The 15,910-nt window shown below is 58.3% G+C and carries 13 protein-coding genes; 12 read left to right on the forward strand and 1 reads right to left on the reverse strand.

Going from position 1 to position 15,910, the window contains the following annotated elements; all coding sequences use genetic code 11:
- The 10 genes from lpxB to H9646_RS12525 all read left to right on the forward strand — a co-directional run bounded on the left by lpxB (window position 1) and on the right by H9646_RS12525 (window position 11,572).
- Window positions 1-1,170: a lipid-A-disaccharide synthase gene (lpxB, locus tag H9646_RS12475; RefSeq protein ID WP_225214180.1), complete on the forward strand. Its 1,170-nt coding sequence runs from the start codon at window positions 1-3 to the stop codon at window positions 1,168-1,170.
- Window positions 1,142-1,795 carry a ribonuclease HII gene (gene rnhB / locus H9646_RS12480; protein ID WP_191723712.1) on the forward strand — a complete coding sequence of 218 codons (654 nt, stop codon included), beginning with the start codon at window positions 1,142-1,144 and terminating at the stop codon, window positions 1,793-1,795. Before lpxB ends, rnhB begins: the two co-directional genes overlap by 29 nt.
- Window positions 1,792-2,562, forward strand: coding sequence for a TrmH family RNA methyltransferase (locus tag H9646_RS12485; protein WP_191723713.1), 771 nt, complete (start codon window positions 1,792-1,794; stop codon window positions 2,560-2,562). Before rnhB ends, H9646_RS12485 begins: the two co-directional genes overlap by 4 nt.
- A gap of 185 nt (window positions 2,563-2,747) precedes the next feature.
- Window positions 2,748-3,920, forward strand: a complete 1,173-nt coding sequence (carA, locus tag H9646_RS12490; RefSeq protein WP_191723714.1) for a glutamine-hydrolyzing carbamoyl-phosphate synthase small subunit — start codon at window positions 2,748-2,750, stop codon at window positions 3,918-3,920.
- Entirely contained in the window at window positions 3,913-7,161 is a 3,249-nt protein-coding gene (gene carB, locus H9646_RS12495; RefSeq protein WP_191723715.1) for a carbamoyl-phosphate synthase large subunit, read from the forward strand. Before carA ends, carB begins: the two co-directional genes overlap by 8 nt.
- 216 nt (window positions 7,162-7,377) lie before the next feature.
- On the forward strand, window positions 7,378-7,854 hold the full coding sequence (greA, locus tag H9646_RS12505) for a transcription elongation factor GreA (RefSeq protein ID WP_191723717.1): 477 nt from the start codon (window positions 7,378-7,380) through the stop codon (window positions 7,852-7,854).
- A 13-nt stretch (window positions 7,855-7,867) separates the two neighbouring features.
- Complete coding sequence (locus tag H9646_RS12510) at window positions 7,868-8,302, forward strand: hypothetical protein (protein WP_191723718.1); 435 nt, start codon at window positions 7,868-7,870, stop codon at window positions 8,300-8,302.
- 184 nt (window positions 8,303-8,486) lie between these two features.
- The gene (locus H9646_RS12515; protein WP_191723719.1) at window positions 8,487-9,392 is read left to right on the forward strand and encodes a TauD/TfdA dioxygenase family protein; all 906 of its coding nucleotides are present in this window, start codon (window positions 8,487-8,489) and stop codon (window positions 9,390-9,392) included.
- 116 nt (window positions 9,393-9,508) lie between these two features.
- Window positions 9,509-10,543 carry a Bug family tripartite tricarboxylate transporter substrate binding protein gene (locus tag H9646_RS12520; RefSeq protein ID WP_191723720.1) on the forward strand — a complete coding sequence of 345 codons (1,035 nt, stop codon included), beginning with the start codon at window positions 9,509-9,511 and terminating at the stop codon, window positions 10,541-10,543.
- 234 nt (window positions 10,544-10,777) lie between these two features.
- The gene (locus tag H9646_RS12525; RefSeq protein ID WP_191723721.1) at window positions 10,778-11,572 is read left to right on the forward strand and encodes a transporter substrate-binding domain-containing protein; all 795 of its coding nucleotides are present in this window, start codon (window positions 10,778-10,780) and stop codon (window positions 11,570-11,572) included.
- Between the two features lie 108 nt (window positions 11,573-11,680).
- On the opposite strand, the gene fumC is transcribed toward H9646_RS12525, so the two are convergent.
- On the reverse strand, window positions 11,681-13,072 hold the full coding sequence (gene fumC, locus H9646_RS12530; protein ID WP_191723722.1) for a class II fumarate hydratase: 1,392 nt from the start codon (window positions 13,070-13,072) through the stop codon (window positions 11,681-11,683).
- A 267-nt stretch (window positions 13,073-13,339) separates the two neighbouring features.
- Here fumC and H9646_RS12535 point away from each other — a divergent pair, with 267 nt between their 5' ends.
- Both H9646_RS12535 and H9646_RS12540 read left to right on the forward strand, forming a co-directional pair.
- On the forward strand, window positions 13,340-14,896 hold the full coding sequence (locus tag H9646_RS12535; RefSeq protein WP_191723723.1) for a fumarate hydratase: 1,557 nt from the start codon (window positions 13,340-13,342) through the stop codon (window positions 14,894-14,896).
- A 274-nt stretch (window positions 14,897-15,170) separates the two neighbouring features.
- Complete coding sequence (locus tag H9646_RS12540) at window positions 15,171-15,869, forward strand: DUF2325 domain-containing protein (RefSeq protein WP_191723724.1); 699 nt, start codon at window positions 15,171-15,173, stop codon at window positions 15,867-15,869.
- Window positions 15,870-15,910: the final 41 nt, after the last annotated feature.

Below are 15,910 nucleotides of genomic sequence, written 5' to 3' on the forward strand. Positions count from 1 at the left end.
ATGTCCTTGATCGATATTTCGCAACCACGTGTTGCTATGGTGGCCGGCGAGACGTCAGGAGACTTGCTCGCCGGTTTGCTTTTGGACGGTATGCAGCGCCAATGGCCGCAGATTCAATCCTTTGGTATTGGCGGCGCGCACATGCAGCAGCGGGGCTTTAATGCTTTGTGGCCTAGCGAACGTTTGGCTGTCCACGGTTACAGCTTTGAAGTGCTGATGCGTTTGTGGGACATTGTTTCCATACGCAAGCAACTTCGTACGCAGCTGCTACAGGATCGTCCTGATGTGTTTGTGGGGATTGACGCTCCGGATTTCAATCTGGGGCTGGAGCAAGACCTGCGGGCATCAGGCATCAAAACGGTCCACTTCGTATGCCCGTCAATTTGGGCCTGGAGGCCCGAGCGTGTCCAAAAGATTCGTTCGGCTGCCGACCATGTACTGTGTCTTTTTCCATTTGAACCGGATTTGCTGGCCAAGCACGATATTGCCGCGACCTATGTCGGGCACCCTCTGGCACAGGTGATTCCGATGAAGCCTGACCGTGCGGCCGCTCGTGGGCGGCTGGGGTTGAGTAATGATCATCCGGTGCTGGCTTTGTTGCCGGGCAGTCGCAGGGCGGAAGTGCAGTACATTGCCAAGCCTTTTATGCAGGCTGCTACCTTACTCAGGCAAGAGTTTTCTGAGCTGCAAGTCGTTTTGCCAGCAGTTCCGGCGCTGTATGAGAAATTGCAGGCCTTGTCGCATGAGCTTGGTATTGCGGACTGGCTCAAGATTGTGCAAGGCCAGTCGCACGATGTATTGGCCGCATGTGATTGCACCTTGATTGCCAGTGGCACTGCTACTTTAGAGGCGGCGCTGTTTAAGCGTCCGATGGTGGTCTCATACAACATGCACCCTTTGAGCTACCGCCTGATGCAGCGCAAGCAATTGCAACCATGGGTGGGGTTGCCTAATATTCTGTGTTCAGAATTTGTGGTTCCCGAGCTGTTGCAAGACCAGGCGTCGCCGCGCGCACTGGCTGATGCTGTGGCGCAATGGCTGGATAACAGCGATCAAGCGCGGCTCAAAATCCACGCAGTCGAACAACGATTTACTGCTCTGCACCAAGAGCTGTGCAAAGACACCACTACCTTATCAGCCCATGCCATCCAAAAAGTCCTTTCTTCCTGATCAGAGCACGTTACCCTGGCATGCGCCGGGTTTGGTGGCTGGGGTGGATGAAGCTGGGCGTGGCCCTTTGGCAGGTCCGGTGGTGGCTGCGGCAGTCATCTTGGATGATCTCAATCCCATTGCGGGCTTGGCAGACTCTAAAAAGCTCACGGCGAACCGCCGCGAAAAGCTGTTTGACGAGATTCGCGCCAAGGCTCTGTGTTTTTGCATAGCGCAAGCCTCTGTGGAAGAGATTGATCGCCTGAACATTCTGCAGGCCACCATGCTTGCCATGCAGCGTGCAGTCAATGGCTTGCGTTTGAAGCCTGCGCTGGTGCAGGTGGACGGTAATCGCATTCCTTTGTTGGATATGCATGCGGAGGCCATTGTCAAAGGTGATTCGTTGATTCAAGCCATCTCGGCGGCGTCGATCCTGGCCAAAGTACACCGCGATCGCTGGTGTGAAGATTTCGACCGCATGTATCCGCAATACGGTTTTGCTGCACACAAGGGTTACGGAACGGCTGCGCATTTGGTCGCCCTCAACAGTTTAGGGGCGACCCCGGAGCATCGCCGCAGCTTTGCACCAGTCACGCATGTTATTCATAGATTTTCAGCAGGCCAAGTGGCTGCCGCTACGGTATGAGCATCACAGAAATCAGTTCGCGCGATAACGCGTTTGTTAAAGAATTACGGCGTCTTTCGCGTGAAAGCGGTATGTACCGCAAGCTGGGTTATGTGTGGCTTGAAGGTGATCACCTGTGCCGTGCAGCCCTCACGCGAGGTCTGCAGCCGAAGGTGGCGGTTTTTTCCAAGTCTTTTTGGCCTGAGGCTCCCCGTGAATGGGCGCAGGCAGCTCCCAAAATAGTCGTTCTGGATGATGCCTTGTTTGCTGATATCAGTGGGCTGGAGTCGCCTGCACGGATGGGCTATGTCTTGCCTTGGGTAGCAGATGTGCAGGTGCTGTCAGGCGTACCTACGGTAGTGCTGGACCGTGTGCAGGATGCAGGCAATGTGGGGTCGATTTTGCGCTCTGCCTCAGCCTTTGGCTTTAAGCAGGTGGTTGCTCTGAAAGGTACTGCTGCGCTGTGGAGTCAGAAAGTGCTGCGCGCGGGAATGGGAGCCCATTTTGCATTGCACTTGGTAGAGGCCGTAGAGGCGGACGCTCTGGAGCAGCTGAACGTGCCTTTGCTGGTGACCAGCTCGCACCGTGGTGATTTGATCCACGAATCTGCCTTGCCATGGCCCTGTGCCTGGGCCATGGGACATGAGGGGCAGGGCGTAGGTCCTGCGGTTGAGTCGCTGGCGGTGCAGTCGGTGCGTATTGCCCAGCCCGGTGGAGAAGAGTCCCTCAATGTCGGTGCTGCCGCCGCTATTTGCTTGCACGCGAGTGCTGTGTCAGCGCTCAAGTGAGCCTGTGCCGGGCTAGGGTTTGACCGACATTGCGCGGCGAAGTAGATATAATGAGAGGCTTTTCAGCATTATTTCCTTACGCCTAGCGACCGCTTCCTCGCCACCTCTGCAGACAAGCTTTATTGCCGCGTGACGCAACGTCCCGGCTGCGCTGGGCGTAACCGTACTTAAAACCGGAGAATCCAGTGCTTTTGTCTCTTCAGGGAAGCTTCCCATCCGCCATCTTGGCGCTCGCAGACGGCACGGTCTTTGTTGGCAATTCGATTGGTGCGCAAGGCACTACCGTCGGTGAAGTGGTGTTCAACACTGCCATGACGGGTTATCAAGAAATCCTTACGGATCCCAGCTATTGCCAGCAGATCGTCACACTCACCTATCCCCATATTGGCAACTACGGTGTCAATGTCGAGGACATTGAGGCTGACAAAGTCCATGCCGCAGGTTTGATCATCAAGAACCTGCCTTTGCTTGCCAGCAACTTTCGCATGAGCGAAACCCTGTCGCAATATCTGGTGCGCAACAACACCGTGGCGATTGCGAATGTGGACACGCGCAAACTGACCCGTCTGCTGCGTGAAAAAGGTGCACAAAACGGTGCCATCGTTGGTTTGGCTGCTGGCGAGGCAGTAACCCAAGCGCACATTGATGCTGCACTGGCAGCAGCAAAAGCAGCACCGGCCATGAAGGGCCTGGATCTGGCCAAGGTTGTGACTACCTCAGCGTCGTATGCATGGACTGAAACGGAGTGGAAGCTGGGTGAAGGTTATGGCCAGCTAGACAATCCCAAGTTCCACGTTGTGGCCTATGACTTTGGTGTAAAGAGCAACATTTTGCGCATGCTGGCACAGCGCGGTTGCAAACTGACGGTGGTGCCGGCTCAGACGCCTGCCAAGGATGTGCTGGCGCTGAATCCCGATGGCGTGTTTCTGTCCAATGGCCCTGGCGATCCAGCACCTTGCGACTATGCCATTGCTGCAGTGCAAGAAATCATGGCCGCTGGTATGCCGCTGTTTGGTATTTGTCTGGGTCACCAGATCATGGCGCTGGCCTCGGGTGCCAAAACCTTCAAGATGCAAAACAGCCACCATGGCGCCAACCATCCCGTCAAAGACCTGGATACAGGGCGCGTCAGCATCACCAGCCAGAACCACGGTTTCGCTGTAGAGCTGGAAACGCTGCCTGCCAACTTGCGTGCCACGCACGTCAGTTTGTTTGACGGCACGCTGCAAGGCTTGGAGCGCACGGATGTGCCCGCGTTTTGCTTCCAGGGCCACCCCGAGGCTTCGCCCGGCCCGCATGACATTGCCTATTTGTTCGACCGCTTCACTGCGCTGATGGAGACCCACAAAAATGCCTAAGCGCACCGACCTTAAAAGCATCCTGATCATTGGCGCTGGCCCCATTGTGATTGGCCAGGCCTGCGAGTTTGACTACTCTGGAGTGCAAGCCTGCAAGGCATTGCGCGAAGAGGGTTTCAAAGTCATCTTGATCAACAGCAACCCCGCCACGATCATGACGGACCCCGCCACGGCGGACGTTACCTACATTGAGCCCATTACCTGGCAGACGGTCGAGAAGATCATTGCCAAAGAGCGCCCCGACGCCATTTTGCCGACCATGGGGGGCCAGACCGCGCTCAATTGTGCGCTGGACCTGTGGAAGCATGGGGTACTGGACAAGTACAAGGTGGAGCTGATCGGTGCCAAGCCCGAAGCCATTGACAAGGCAGAAGACCGCCTGAAGTTCAAGGACGCCATGACCAAGATTGGTCTGGGATCGGCCCGTTCCGGCATCGCCCACTCCATGGACGAAGCCTGGGCTGTGCAAAAAGAAATGGGTTTCCCTACCGTCATCCGCCCCAGCTTCACGCTGGGTGGCACTGGCGGCGGCATTGCCTACAACCCAGAGGAATTCGAAACCATCTGCAAGCGTGGTCTGGAGGCATCGCCCACCAACGAGCTGCTGATTGAAGAGTCGCTGCTGGGCTGGAAAGAGTACGAGATGGAAGTGGTGCGCGACACCGCTGACAACTGCATCATCGTTTGCTCGATCGAAAATCTGGACCCTATGGGTGTGCACACTGGTGACTCCATCACCGTGGCCCCAGCCCAGACGCTGACCGACAAGGAATACCAGATCATGCGCAATGCCTCGCTGGCAGTGCTGCGTGAAATTGGTGTGGACACTGGCGGCTCCAACGTGCAGTTCTCGGTGAACCCCAAAGACGGTCGCATGATCGTCATTGAGATGAACCCTCGCGTGTCGCGCTCGTCCGCACTGGCTTCCAAGGCTACAGGTTTCCCGATTGCCAAGATCGCGGCCAAGCTGGCCGTGGGCTTTACGCTGGATGAACTCAAGAACGACATCACGGGTGGCACAACCCCCGCGTCGTTTGAGCCTTCGATCGACTACGTGGTCACCAAGATTCCACGTTTCGCATTCGAGAAGTTCCCCACCGCCGACAACCGCCTGACGACACAGATGAAGTCTGTGGGCGAAGTGATGGCAATGGGCCGTACTTTCCAAGAGTCCTTCCAGAAGGCCCTGCGTGGCCTGGAAGTGGGCGTGGATGGCATGAACGAAAAAACCCAAGACCGCGAAATCTTGGAAAAAGAACTGGGTGAACCCGGTCCTGACCGTATCTGGTACGTGGGCGATGCTTTCGCTGCGGGCTGGACGCTGGATGAAGTGCACAACATCACCAAGATCGACAAATGGTTCCTGGTGCAGATCGAAGAGATCATCAAGATCGAGCTGGATCTGGACAAGCTGTTTGAAGCAAAGGGTGAGCAAGCGCTGGCTGCTATTGATGCTGCTACGTTGCGTACCTTGAAGCAAAAGGGCTTCTCGGACCGCCGTCTGGCCAAGCTGCTGCACACCAGCGACAAGGCCGTGCGCGAAGCGCGCAAGGCCCTGAACGTGCGCCCCGTGTACAAGCGTGTGGACACTTGTGCGGCTGAATTCGCCTCGAACACTGCGTACATGTATTCCACGTACGACGAAGAGTGCGAAGCTGCGCCAACCAACAAGAAAAAGATCATGGTGCTGGGCGGTGGCCCGAACCGCATTGGTCAAGGCATTGAGTTCGACTACTGCTGCGTGCATGCCGCCATGGCCATGCGCGAAGACGGTTACGAAACCATCATGGTCAACTGCAACCCTGAAACGGTTTCTACCGACTACGACACCTCCGATCGTCTGTACTTTGAGCCTTTGACGCTGGAAGACGTGCTGGAAATCGTTGCTGTCGAGCAGCCTGAAGGCGTGATCGTGCAGTACGGCGGACAAACACCTTTGAAGCTGGCTCTGGGGCTGGAAGCCGAAGGCGTGAAGATCATTGGCACCACGCCAGACATGATTGACGCTGCCGAAGACCGTGAGCGCTTCCAGAAGTTGCTCAACGACCTGGGACTGCGTCAGCCGCCCAATGCCACGGCCCGCACAGAGCCTGAGGCACTGGAAAAAGCAGCATCGCTGGGCTACCCCTTGGTGGTGCGCCCCAGCTATGTGCTCGGTGGCCGTGCGATGGAAATCGTACACGAGCAGCGTGATCTGGAGCGCTACATGCGCGAAGCCGTGAAGGTTTCCAACGACTCTCCCGTGCTGCTGGACCACTTCCTGTCCAACGCCATTGAGTGCGATGTGGACTGCGTGCGTGACCATACTGGTGCCGTGTACATCGGCGGCGTGATGGAGCACATTGAACAAGCGGGCGTGCACTCTGGTGACTCCGCCTGTTCGCTGCCGCCTTACTACCTGAAGGCCGACACTGTGGCTGAAATCAAGCGTCAAACCGCTGCCATGGCCCAGGGTCTGAGCGTGGTGGGCTTGATGAACGTGCAGTTTGCCATCAAGGAAGTGGACGGCCAGGACGTGATTTACGTGCTGGAAGTGAACCCACGCGCCTCGCGTACGGTGCCTTTCGTCTCGAAGGCCACTGGCGTGCAACTGGCCAAGGTGGCTGCGCGCTGCATGGCCGGCCAAACTCTGGCCAGCCAAGGTGTGACCAAGGAAGTGACTCCGCCTTACTTCAGCGTCAAGGAAGCGGTGTTCCCGTTTGTGAAGTTCCCCGGCGTGGACACCATTCTTGGCCCTGAGATGAAGTCAACTGGCGAAGTCATGGGGGTGGGCAAGACCTTTGGTGAAGCCTTCGTGAAGAGTCAGCTCGGCGCAGGCGTGCATTTGCCAGAAACAGGCAAGGTCTTTCTGTCGGTGAAGAACAACGACAAGGCGCGTGCCGTGGCCGTGGCCAAAGAGCTGGTAGCTATGGGCTACAACCTGTGCGCAACACGCGGAACCGCGGCGGCTCTGGAAGAGGCTGGCATCTCGGTACAAGTCGTCAACAAGGTCACTGAGGGCCGCCCCCATATCGTGGACATGATCAAGAATGGCGATATCGCCATGGTCATCAACACGGTGGAAGAGCGCCGCAATGCCATTGCGGACTCGCGCCAGATCCGCACCAGCGCACTGCTGGCACGTGTGACCACTTTCACAACCATCTTCGGTGCAGAAGCGGCCGTTGAAGGTATGAAGGCCATGCGCAGCAATCTGGATGTGTATTCTGTACAAGAGTTACACGCAATGTTGACTGCATAAGTCATACCAGCGGGTTTTACGGAGGGCATGCCGTGTCAAACACGGCATAATCAACCCTTAAACCTAGGAACACCGCCGCGTGGCTCACTGCGCGGCGGTTTGCTTTTGGGGCGTCCCATCCATACAGCCACGTTGTTGTGGTGCTCTGGACATGCCCCTGTGGCGCGACTGTGCAAATGGGCACGTGTACGCCCAGCCGTATGTGGAGAAACTGACATGGCAACCATTCCAATTACCAAGCGCGGCGCAGAAAAGCTCAAGGCTGAGCTGCACCAGCTCAAGACTGTTGAGCGCCCCGCCATCATTCAGGCCATTGCCGAAGCACGCGCACAGGGTGACCTGAGCGAAAACGCTGAATACGAGGCCGCCAAAGACCGCCAGGGCTTTATTGAAGGTCGCATCATGGAAGTCGACGGAAAACTGTCTGCTGCCCAGATCATTGACCCCACTGCCGTAGACGCGGGTGGCCGCGTGGTGTTTGGTGCCACCGTGGAGCTGGAAGACGAAGACAGCGGCGCCGCTGTCACCTACCAGATCGTGGGTGAAGACGAGGCTGACATCAAACTGGGTCTGGTCAATATCTCCAGCCCCATTGCCCGCGCTTTGATTGGCAAGGAAGAGGGCGATACGGCCGTGGTGCAGGCACCTGGAGGCGAGCGCCGTTTTGAGATTGTTGCGGTCAAGTACGTTTAACGTCTAGGCGCACATGTCGCAAGGCACCGCTTCCGTGAAAGTTCCCATGGCCCTTGCGGGCCTTTGGTTGCTGACAGCCAGCGTGAGCGTGCTGGCGGTGCCCTTCACCATTGCAACGGTGCCTGGCTGGCACACCATCACACGCTATCTGCAGATGGTCAGCGGTGTTCAAACATGGGTTTCTATAGCTGCTTGCGTAGGCCTGCTCATGCTTTCAAGGCGAAAGCATTCTGAAAGTGAAGAGGAGTGGGCGCAGGGCGCTATTCTTATTTATGTATTGGGTGGCGTGATCTCTGCAGTACTGCTCAACTATGGCGTGTTTCCGCAGTGGCTGGCCAAATCGGCTTCTTTGGCCAAACAGGCGCAGGTGCTGGCACTGATGCTGTTGCACTGGTGCTGTGCATGGCTCACATGGCACAGTCTGCGCAGGCACTGCCCGCAGGCTTGATGCTCTGACTGACCTTCTACAAAAAACCGCTGGGCGCAGGCCGCAGCGGTTTTTTTATGCGTGCTTTGGGCACGCAAGGCCACCTTGCAGCAAAAAACAGATAAGCAAGCGCGAAAAGCTTCGTTCACGCCAGCGGCCGGTATTTTTAGCATGCGTGCATTCCTTCCGAAGAAAGCCGCCTGCCATGTCTCTATCCCCGTTTGCCTCTGCAGTGGTTCATGCCCGCCGTGCCACGGTGCCTCAGACTTTTGATGTACAGCCCACTGGTCATGCCTTGGGGGCTGACATCGTGGGCCTCGATCTTCGTCAGCCACTGCAGCCAGCCACGATCGCTGCCTTGCAACAAGCGTGGAACCAGCATTTGGTGCTGCGTTTTCGGGGACAGCAGTCGCTCAGTGAGCAAGACCATATTCGCTTTTCGGCCTACTTCGGTCCGCTGGATCAGCGGCCCATCAGCGCACAGGCGCTGCATGCCAGCACACAGGCATTGCCGCGTGAGTTGGTTGTGATCTCCAACGTGGTGCAAGACGGGCAGCCACTGGGTGGGCTGGGAGATGGTGAATCGGTGTGGCATGCCGACATGACTTACCAGCCCGTGCCGCCCAAGGCCGCATTGCTGCTGGCGCGTGAGGTGCCTGCGCAAGGTGGCAACACCCACTTTGCCAATATGTATGCCGCTTTTGACACGTTGCCGCCCGACCTGAAGGCCCAGGCGCTGCAATACGACTGCGTGCACGATGCCAGCCGCAACAGTGCAGGCCAGTTGCGCCTGGGGTTTAAAGACACCACGGATCCTCGCGAAACCGTGGGTGCTGTGCACCCTTTGGCGCGAGTCAATCCTGCTACGGGCAAACACAGTCTGTATCTGGGCCGCCGCCGTGGTGCCTATGTGCGAGGGCTGACGGTTGCAGAGAGCGAGGCACTGCTCAACGCGCTGTGGGCGCATGCAACGCAGAGCCAGTTTGCTTGGGCACAAGCGTGGCAGGTGGGTGACCTGGTGGCCTGGGACAACCGCGTCACTTTGCACCGCCGCGACGCCTTTGATCCCCGTGCGCGCCGATACATGCAGCGCACGCAAGTGAGCGAATAACGCGCCACCCACGCAGCGCACATTCCATCGTTTCTTGATCCACTGGCTTGCCGCTGGTGGTGGCTGCTTGCGTCTGCCTTGGCGCAGCAGTCCGATATTCACCTCAGGCTCTTACCATGTCCCGTACGTTCATTTCTACTGTCAACCGCCGCCAATGGCTGCAATGGTCCCTGACCGCAACGGCGGGCGCATCGGCCCCCTGGCTGGCTGCCAATGCTATGGCCGATAACGCATTGCCTCAAGATTTTTTGACCGCAACAAAGCCCATCACCATTGTGGTGGGTGGCCCCGCAGGGGGCGCCACCGATGGCGTTGCGCGTGTGCTGGCCCAGACTTTCAGCAGCCAGCTGGGGCGCGAAGTGATTGTGGAGAACAAGCCGGGCGCAGGCGGCACCATTGGGTCCAAGTACGTTTCGGTAGCCAAGAATGATGGGCATACGCTCTTGCTGGGGCACATCGGCACCAACGTGCTCTCGCCGCTGATGCAGACCCCCAAGCCCTACGATCCGGTGAGTGGCTTTACGCCGATTGGACAAATTGGCAATACGGCGTCGGTACTTTTGGTGCCGGCAGCAGGCCCCAGTACCTTGCAAGAAGCGCTGGCATTGTGGAAGCAAAAAGGCCGCCTCAGCTATGCCTCAACAGGTCTGGGCTCTGGCGCGCACTTGCTGGGCCATTTGCTGGCCGACCGGCTGCATGCACAGGGCCTGCACGTGCCATACCGCGGTAGTCCATTTGCGCTGCAGGACCTGGTAGGCGGGCGGGTGGATGCCATGTTCGCCACCGCTGGGGCTGTAGGCGCTTATATCGACAGCAAAAAGCTGGTGCCACTGGCTGTTGCATCGGCCACGCGCAGCAGCTATTACTCGCAATTGCCCACGCTGCGTGAGGCGGGACTGCCGGATGTGAGCAACGAAGGCTGGTTTGGCCTGTTTGCGTCGGCACATACGCCCGAGAAAATTGCCCAGGCATGGCATGCGCACCTCAACACCGCCTTGCGCCAGCCCCAGGTGGTGCAGCAGTTGCAAGGCTTGATTGTGGATATTGCTGCCAGCGCCAGCCAAAGTCAGTACGCACAATTTATGGAACGCGAAATCAGCCATTGGAGCCGTGTAGTTGCGCAACTGGGCGATGCTTTGAAAGCCACCTGAACACGGCGCAGCAGGCGTTGTACGGCAGGCATGTGGCATACCGGCAGAGCACTGCAAAAACGGCATTCGCTTGTGGACAGCGGCTTGCTCTGAAGTGGGGGGCGTTAGCAAGTCAGTCAGCTTTGACATGCTGCGAAGCACTCAGGCACGGTCTATGCATTAAGAGGGCTGGGGCCCGCAAGGCATGCACCAGCATGTCGCACCGGGCACTTGTTTCAATTGCCGGAGCCTTTTATGTATTTCCCCCTGTCTCGCCGTAGTGCACTGGGCGCTTTTGCCGCTTTGGGTTTGAGTGCACTGGCAACTGCCCACGCCGCATCGCTGGCCGATATTCAGGTACGCAAGAGCATCAATGTCGGCATTCAAACCGACTATCCGCCTTACGGCTACATCGATGCCAGCTTCAAACCCCAGGGGTCAGATGTGGCAACTGCTGAGCTGATCGCCAAGCAGCTGGGTGTGAAGCTCAATATCGTGACGGTCACCTCACCAGCCCGCATTCCTGCGCTGCAAAGCGGGAAGGTGGATTTGATTATTTCCTCCATGGGCAAGAACCCCGAACGCGAGAAGGTGGTGGATTTTTCGATCTCTTACGCACCGTTCTTTTCTGGCATCTATGCCAGCAAGGGGCTGGCGATTACCCAGTTCAGTGATCTGGCTGGAAAAAGTGTGGCGGTAACGCGTGGCTCGCTGCAAGATGATGCGCTGACCAAACTGGCCCCTGCAGGCGCACAGATCAAGCGCTTTGAAGACGATACAGCGACCATTGCCTCTTTTGTCACCGGTCAAAGCCAGGTGCTGGCCCACAGCGCCGCCGTGGCGGGGTTGACCATGCAGCGCAACCCCAAGCTGGATGCTCAATACAAGCTGCTGCTGACGGATGTGCCCTGTTTCATTGGAGTAGCCAAAGACAACAAGGCCTTGCTGGAGCAGGTCAACAGCATTTTGCGCACGGCCAAAGCCGATGGCTCGCTGAACGCTATTTCACAAAAGTATCTGGGCCGCCCGCTGGGCAATCTGCCGGAGTAAGCAGCCGGAGTAAGGCGCAGGCCCTGTCAGCCGGGCTGAATGGCATGCAGTAAAAAAGGCACTCTTCAGAGTGCCTTTTGCCTGTGTGCGCAAAGCAGGTGCAAGGCCTTAGAGGTTGCCCACCATCTGCTCGGCCACCACCCATGCATCAAATTGCTGTGCCGTCACGTGGCCGCTGGCAATGGCTGCATCGCGCAGGCTGCTGCCTTCCTTGTGGGCTTTTTTGGCAATGAAAGCGGCCTTGTCGTAACCAATGTGCGGGTTCAGTGCCGTTACCAGCATCAGCGAGCGGCCGACCAGCTCTTCAATGCGTGCAATGTTGGGCTCAATCCCCATGGCGCAGTGGTCGTTGAAGCTCACCATGCCATCGGCCAGCAGGCGCACGCTTTGCAGGAAGTTGTGCGCCACCATGGGGCGAAATACATTCAGCTCAAAGTTGCCTGATGCCCCGCCAAAGTTGATGGCCACGTCATTGCCAAAGACTTGGGCGCACAGCATGGTTACGGCTTCAGACTGTGTGGGGTTGACCTTGCCGGGCATGATGGAAGAGCCGGGCTCATTTTCTGGAATGGCAATTTCACCCAGCCCACTGCGCGGGCCAGAGGCCAGCCAGCGCACATCGTTGGCAATTTTCATCAGGCTGGCGGCCAGCGTTTTGAGCGCGCCGTGGGCGTGTACCAAGCCATCGCAGGAGGCCAGCGATTCAAACTTGTTGGGCGAGGTCACAAACGCATAACCCGTCAGCTTGGCCAGCTCTTGTGCCACGCCTTCAGCATAGCCCTTGGGGGCATTCAAACCTGTGCCTACTGCGGTGCCGCCCAACGCCAGTTCATGTAAATGGGGCAGGGCAGCGCGCACGTGTTTGGCGCAGTGGTCCAGTTGTGCCACCCAGCCTGAAATTTCCTGGCCCAGCGTCAGTGGTGTTGCGTCTTGCAGGTGCGTGCGGCCAATTTTGACGATGTTGGCGAAAGCCTCACTCTTGGCATGCAAGGTGGCGCGCAGCTTGGCAATGGCGGGCAGCAGCTGGGCTTCGATGGCCGTGACTGCCGCCACGTGCATGGCGGTGGGGTACACATCGTTGCTGGACTGGCTTTTGTTCACATCGTCATTGGGGTGCACCACGCGGCTTTCACCGCGCTCACCGCCCAGCAGCTCGCTGGCTCGGTTGGCCAGCACCTCATTGACGTTCATATTGGTTTGTGTGCCCGAGCCAGTTTGCCAGACCACCAGCGGAAATTCGTCGGGGTGCTGACCGGCCAGCACTTCATCGGCGGCGGCGTTGATGGCGCTGGCCGTCTTGGCATTGAGCAGGCCCAGCGCACAGTTGATCGTGGCGCTGGCTTTCTTGACCTGCGCCAGCGCCGCAATGATTTCGCGCGGCTGCTGCTCGCCGCTGATGTCAAAGTTTTGCAGCGAACGCTGGGTTTGCGCGCCCCACAGTTTGTCGGCGGGTACGGCGATGGGGCCGAAGGTGTCTTTTTCGAGGCGGGTGGCAGACATGGTCAAAGCTCCTGAAAGGGTGCTGCGGCATGGGTTGCTGGAACGCAAGTTCTGGCTGCCTTCTCTTGCCGCTGAATGGGGGAAGAAGGCAGCCATGTTAGCGCAGTCTTTGAGAGCCATTCTCAATGCCGGGCATGGCGGCTACACAAGCCCCAAGTCCTCTATAAGACTTGTCGGTCTTTGGCTGACGCAGCCAGTCAGTTGCGCCGATAATCGAGCAGATTTCTTGCGCGCAAGCGGCGCTATAACAACCAGAGAAGCTTCACGATGACGACCTCCATCCGCCAGCAGGACCTGATCGACTCGATCGCAGGTGCCCTCCAGTACATCAGCTACTACCACACGCCGGATTTCATCCAGCATCTGGCCCGCGCCTATGAACGCGAGCAAAGCCCTGCGGCCAAGGATGCGATGGCGCAAATCCTGACCAACTCCAAGATGAGCGCGACCGGCCAGCGTCCCATCTGTCAGGACACAGGCATCGTCAACGTCTTCCTGAAGGTGGGCATGGACGTGAAGTGGGACGGCTTCACCATGGGCCTGGAAGACGCCATCAACGAAGGCGTGCGCCGTGGCTACAACCACCCAGACAACACGCTGCGTGCCTCGGTGGTGGCAGACCCCCACTTCAAGCGCAAGAACACCAAGGACAACACCCCCGCCGTCATCAACGTGCAGATCGTGCCCGGCGACAAGGTGGACGTGACCGTGGCTGCCAAGGGCGGTGGCTCCGAGAACAAGTCCAAGATGATCATGATGAACCCCAGCGATTCCATCGTGGACTGGGTACTCAAGACCGTCCCCGAAATGGGTGCCGGCTGGTGCCCGCCGGGCATGCTGGGCATTGGCATTGGTGGCACGGCGGAAAAAGCCGTGCTGCTGGCCAAGGAAAGCCTGATGGAAGACCTGGACATGTACGAGCTGCAGCAAAAGGCTGCCAGCGGTGCACAGCTGGATGACGTGGAAAAGCTGCGCCTGGAGCTGTTCGAGAAGATCAACGCCCTGGGCATTGGTGCCCAAGGTCTGGGTGGCTTGACGACCGTGCTGGACGTCAAGATCAACATGTACCCCACGCACGCAGCCAGCAAGCCCGTGGCCATGATTCCCAACTGCGCAGCCACCCGCCATGCCCACTTTGTGATGGACGGCAGCGGCCCCGTGTATCTGGACCCACCATCGCTGGACGCATGGCCCAAGATTGACTGGGCGCCTGACTACAACAAGTCCAAAAAAGTCGACCTGAACACGCTGACCAAAGAGGAAGTAGCCAGCTGGAAACCCGGCGACACCTTGCTGCTCAACGGCAAGATGCTGACCGGCCGCGACGCTGCCCACAAGCGCATTCAGGACATGCTGGCCAAGGGTGAAAAACTGCCTGTGGATTTCACCAACCGCGTGATTTACTACGTCGGTCCTGTGGACCCCGTGCGTGACGAAGCTGTTGGCCCAGCAGGCCCCACCACCGCTACCCGCATGGACAAGTTCACCGAGATGATGCTGGCCGAGACTGGCCTGATCTCCATGATCGGCAAGTCCGAGCGCGGCCCGGTTGCCATCGAAGCCATCAAGAAGCACAAAAGCGCTTACCTGATGGCTGTGGGCGGCGCAGCTTACCTTGTCTCCAAAGCCATCAAGCACGCCAAGGTGGTGGGCTTTGAAGACCTGGGCATGGAAGCCATCTACGAATTCGACGTGGTCGATATGCCCGTGACTGTGGCTGTGGATGCTGGCGGCACCAGCGCACACATCACAGGCCCCGCTGTCTGGAAGGAAAAGATTGCGACGGGCCAATTCAAGGGTATTGAAGTGGCGGGTGCCAAGTAAGCACTGCGCGCTGCGTATTTCCCTTCAACCGCCTTCGGGCGGTTTTTTTATGACCTCGCAGCCCTAAGGCCCAGTGTCCATACGGTTGCTGTGCTTGTTTTGTAAATGAGAGTTGTTCTCATATAAGATGGTGCTGCCCTTGCCTGGGGCCTGCGCGCTAGGGACATTCGGACATGGTCACTTCTGTCAGCGCAGCACTGCGTCGATCTGTGTCGTCGCACTATGCACAAGGCTGGCTGCCGATTGCGCCTTGACCAAGTACCTTGGGGCTCCGATGCACACAACTACGCACGATATTGATCTGGAACAGCTGATTGCCGAGCACCACACGCTGCTGTGCCAATATGCACGAGTGCAAGAGCACTGCAGTGACCTGCTGCTTCGCCAGGCGGCCGAGATTGCGCACTTGCAGGCCCAGTTGATGCGCCAGCGCGGTCACGCGATTGTCAGTCAATCTGCTCTGGCCTGGGCGCGTGAGGACCGTGCCGAGCTGCAAGCCAGCATCCTTGACCTGCCACGCCGCACCAGCTTGCTGCAGGAGGTGAAAAATCTCACCGCCCAGGTGCAATCACTGATGCAGGAACGGTTGCGCTGGAAGTGGGGGGATGCCGCACAGCATGCGGTGGTCATGCACAGCACGGGCACGGCAGTTACATCAACGGCCACCAGCGCTGTGCAGGCGCATGGGCTGACTGGCCCAGCCGTATTGGAGCAAGCCGCCGATGACATCGCCCAACTGGAAGCCAGCCTGATTGCTGCCGATCTGGTGATCTGCCAGACCGGTTGCCTGAGCCATGGTGCCTATTGGCGCGTGCAAGACCACTGCAAGCGCACAGGCAAGGCTTGTGTGGTGGTTGAGCAGCCAGAAGCGGTGCGCATTGTTCGTATCCATCAGCCAGAGTCAGCCTCTGTGCCTGTGCAGCCGCAAGAAGTCGCGGTGAGCGCGACTCAGACCACTGGTGCACCAACCTGAGGGGCATGCCTTGTCGGGCGGGCCGTGCGCATTCACGCAAC

It is taken from the genome of Comamonas avium (genome assembly GCF_014836675.1).
GTDB lineage: Bacteria > Pseudomonadota > Gammaproteobacteria > Burkholderiales > Burkholderiaceae_C > Comamonas > Comamonas avium.

Excerpts from the sequence above, each read along its gene's own strand:
- lpxB (WP_225214180.1), top strand. The coding sequence starts at position 1 with ATGTCCTTGATCGATATTTCGCAACCACGTGTTGCTATGGTGGCCGGC.
- rnhB (WP_191723712.1), top strand. The coding sequence starts at position 1,142 with ATGCCATCCAAAAAGTCCTTTCTTCCTGATCAGAGCACGTTACCCTGG.
- H9646_RS12485 (WP_191723713.1), top strand. The coding sequence starts at position 1,792 with ATGAGCATCACAGAAATCAGTTCGCGCGATAACGCGTTTGTTAAAGAA.
- carB (WP_191723715.1), top strand. The coding sequence starts at position 3,913 with ATGCCTAAGCGCACCGACCTTAAAAGCATCCTGATCATTGGCGCTGGC.
- greA (WP_191723717.1), top strand. The coding sequence starts at position 7,378 with ATGGCAACCATTCCAATTACCAAGCGCGGCGCAGAAAAGCTCAAGGCT.
- H9646_RS12510 (WP_191723718.1), top strand. The coding sequence starts at position 7,868 with ATGTCGCAAGGCACCGCTTCCGTGAAAGTTCCCATGGCCCTTGCGGGC.
- H9646_RS12515 (WP_191723719.1), top strand. The coding sequence starts at position 8,487 with ATGTCTCTATCCCCGTTTGCCTCTGCAGTGGTTCATGCCCGCCGTGCC.
- H9646_RS12520 (WP_191723720.1), top strand. The coding sequence starts at position 9,509 with ATGTCCCGTACGTTCATTTCTACTGTCAACCGCCGCCAATGGCTGCAA.
- H9646_RS12525 (WP_191723721.1), top strand. The coding sequence starts at position 10,778 with ATGTATTTCCCCCTGTCTCGCCGTAGTGCACTGGGCGCTTTTGCCGCT.
- fumC (WP_191723722.1), bottom strand. The coding sequence starts at position 13,072 with ATGTCTGCCACCCGCCTCGAAAAAGACACCTTCGGCCCCATCGCCGTA.
- H9646_RS12535 (WP_191723723.1), top strand. The coding sequence starts at position 13,340 with ATGACGACCTCCATCCGCCAGCAGGACCTGATCGACTCGATCGCAGGT.
- H9646_RS12540 (WP_191723724.1), top strand. The coding sequence starts at position 15,171 with ATGCACACAACTACGCACGATATTGATCTGGAACAGCTGATTGCCGAG.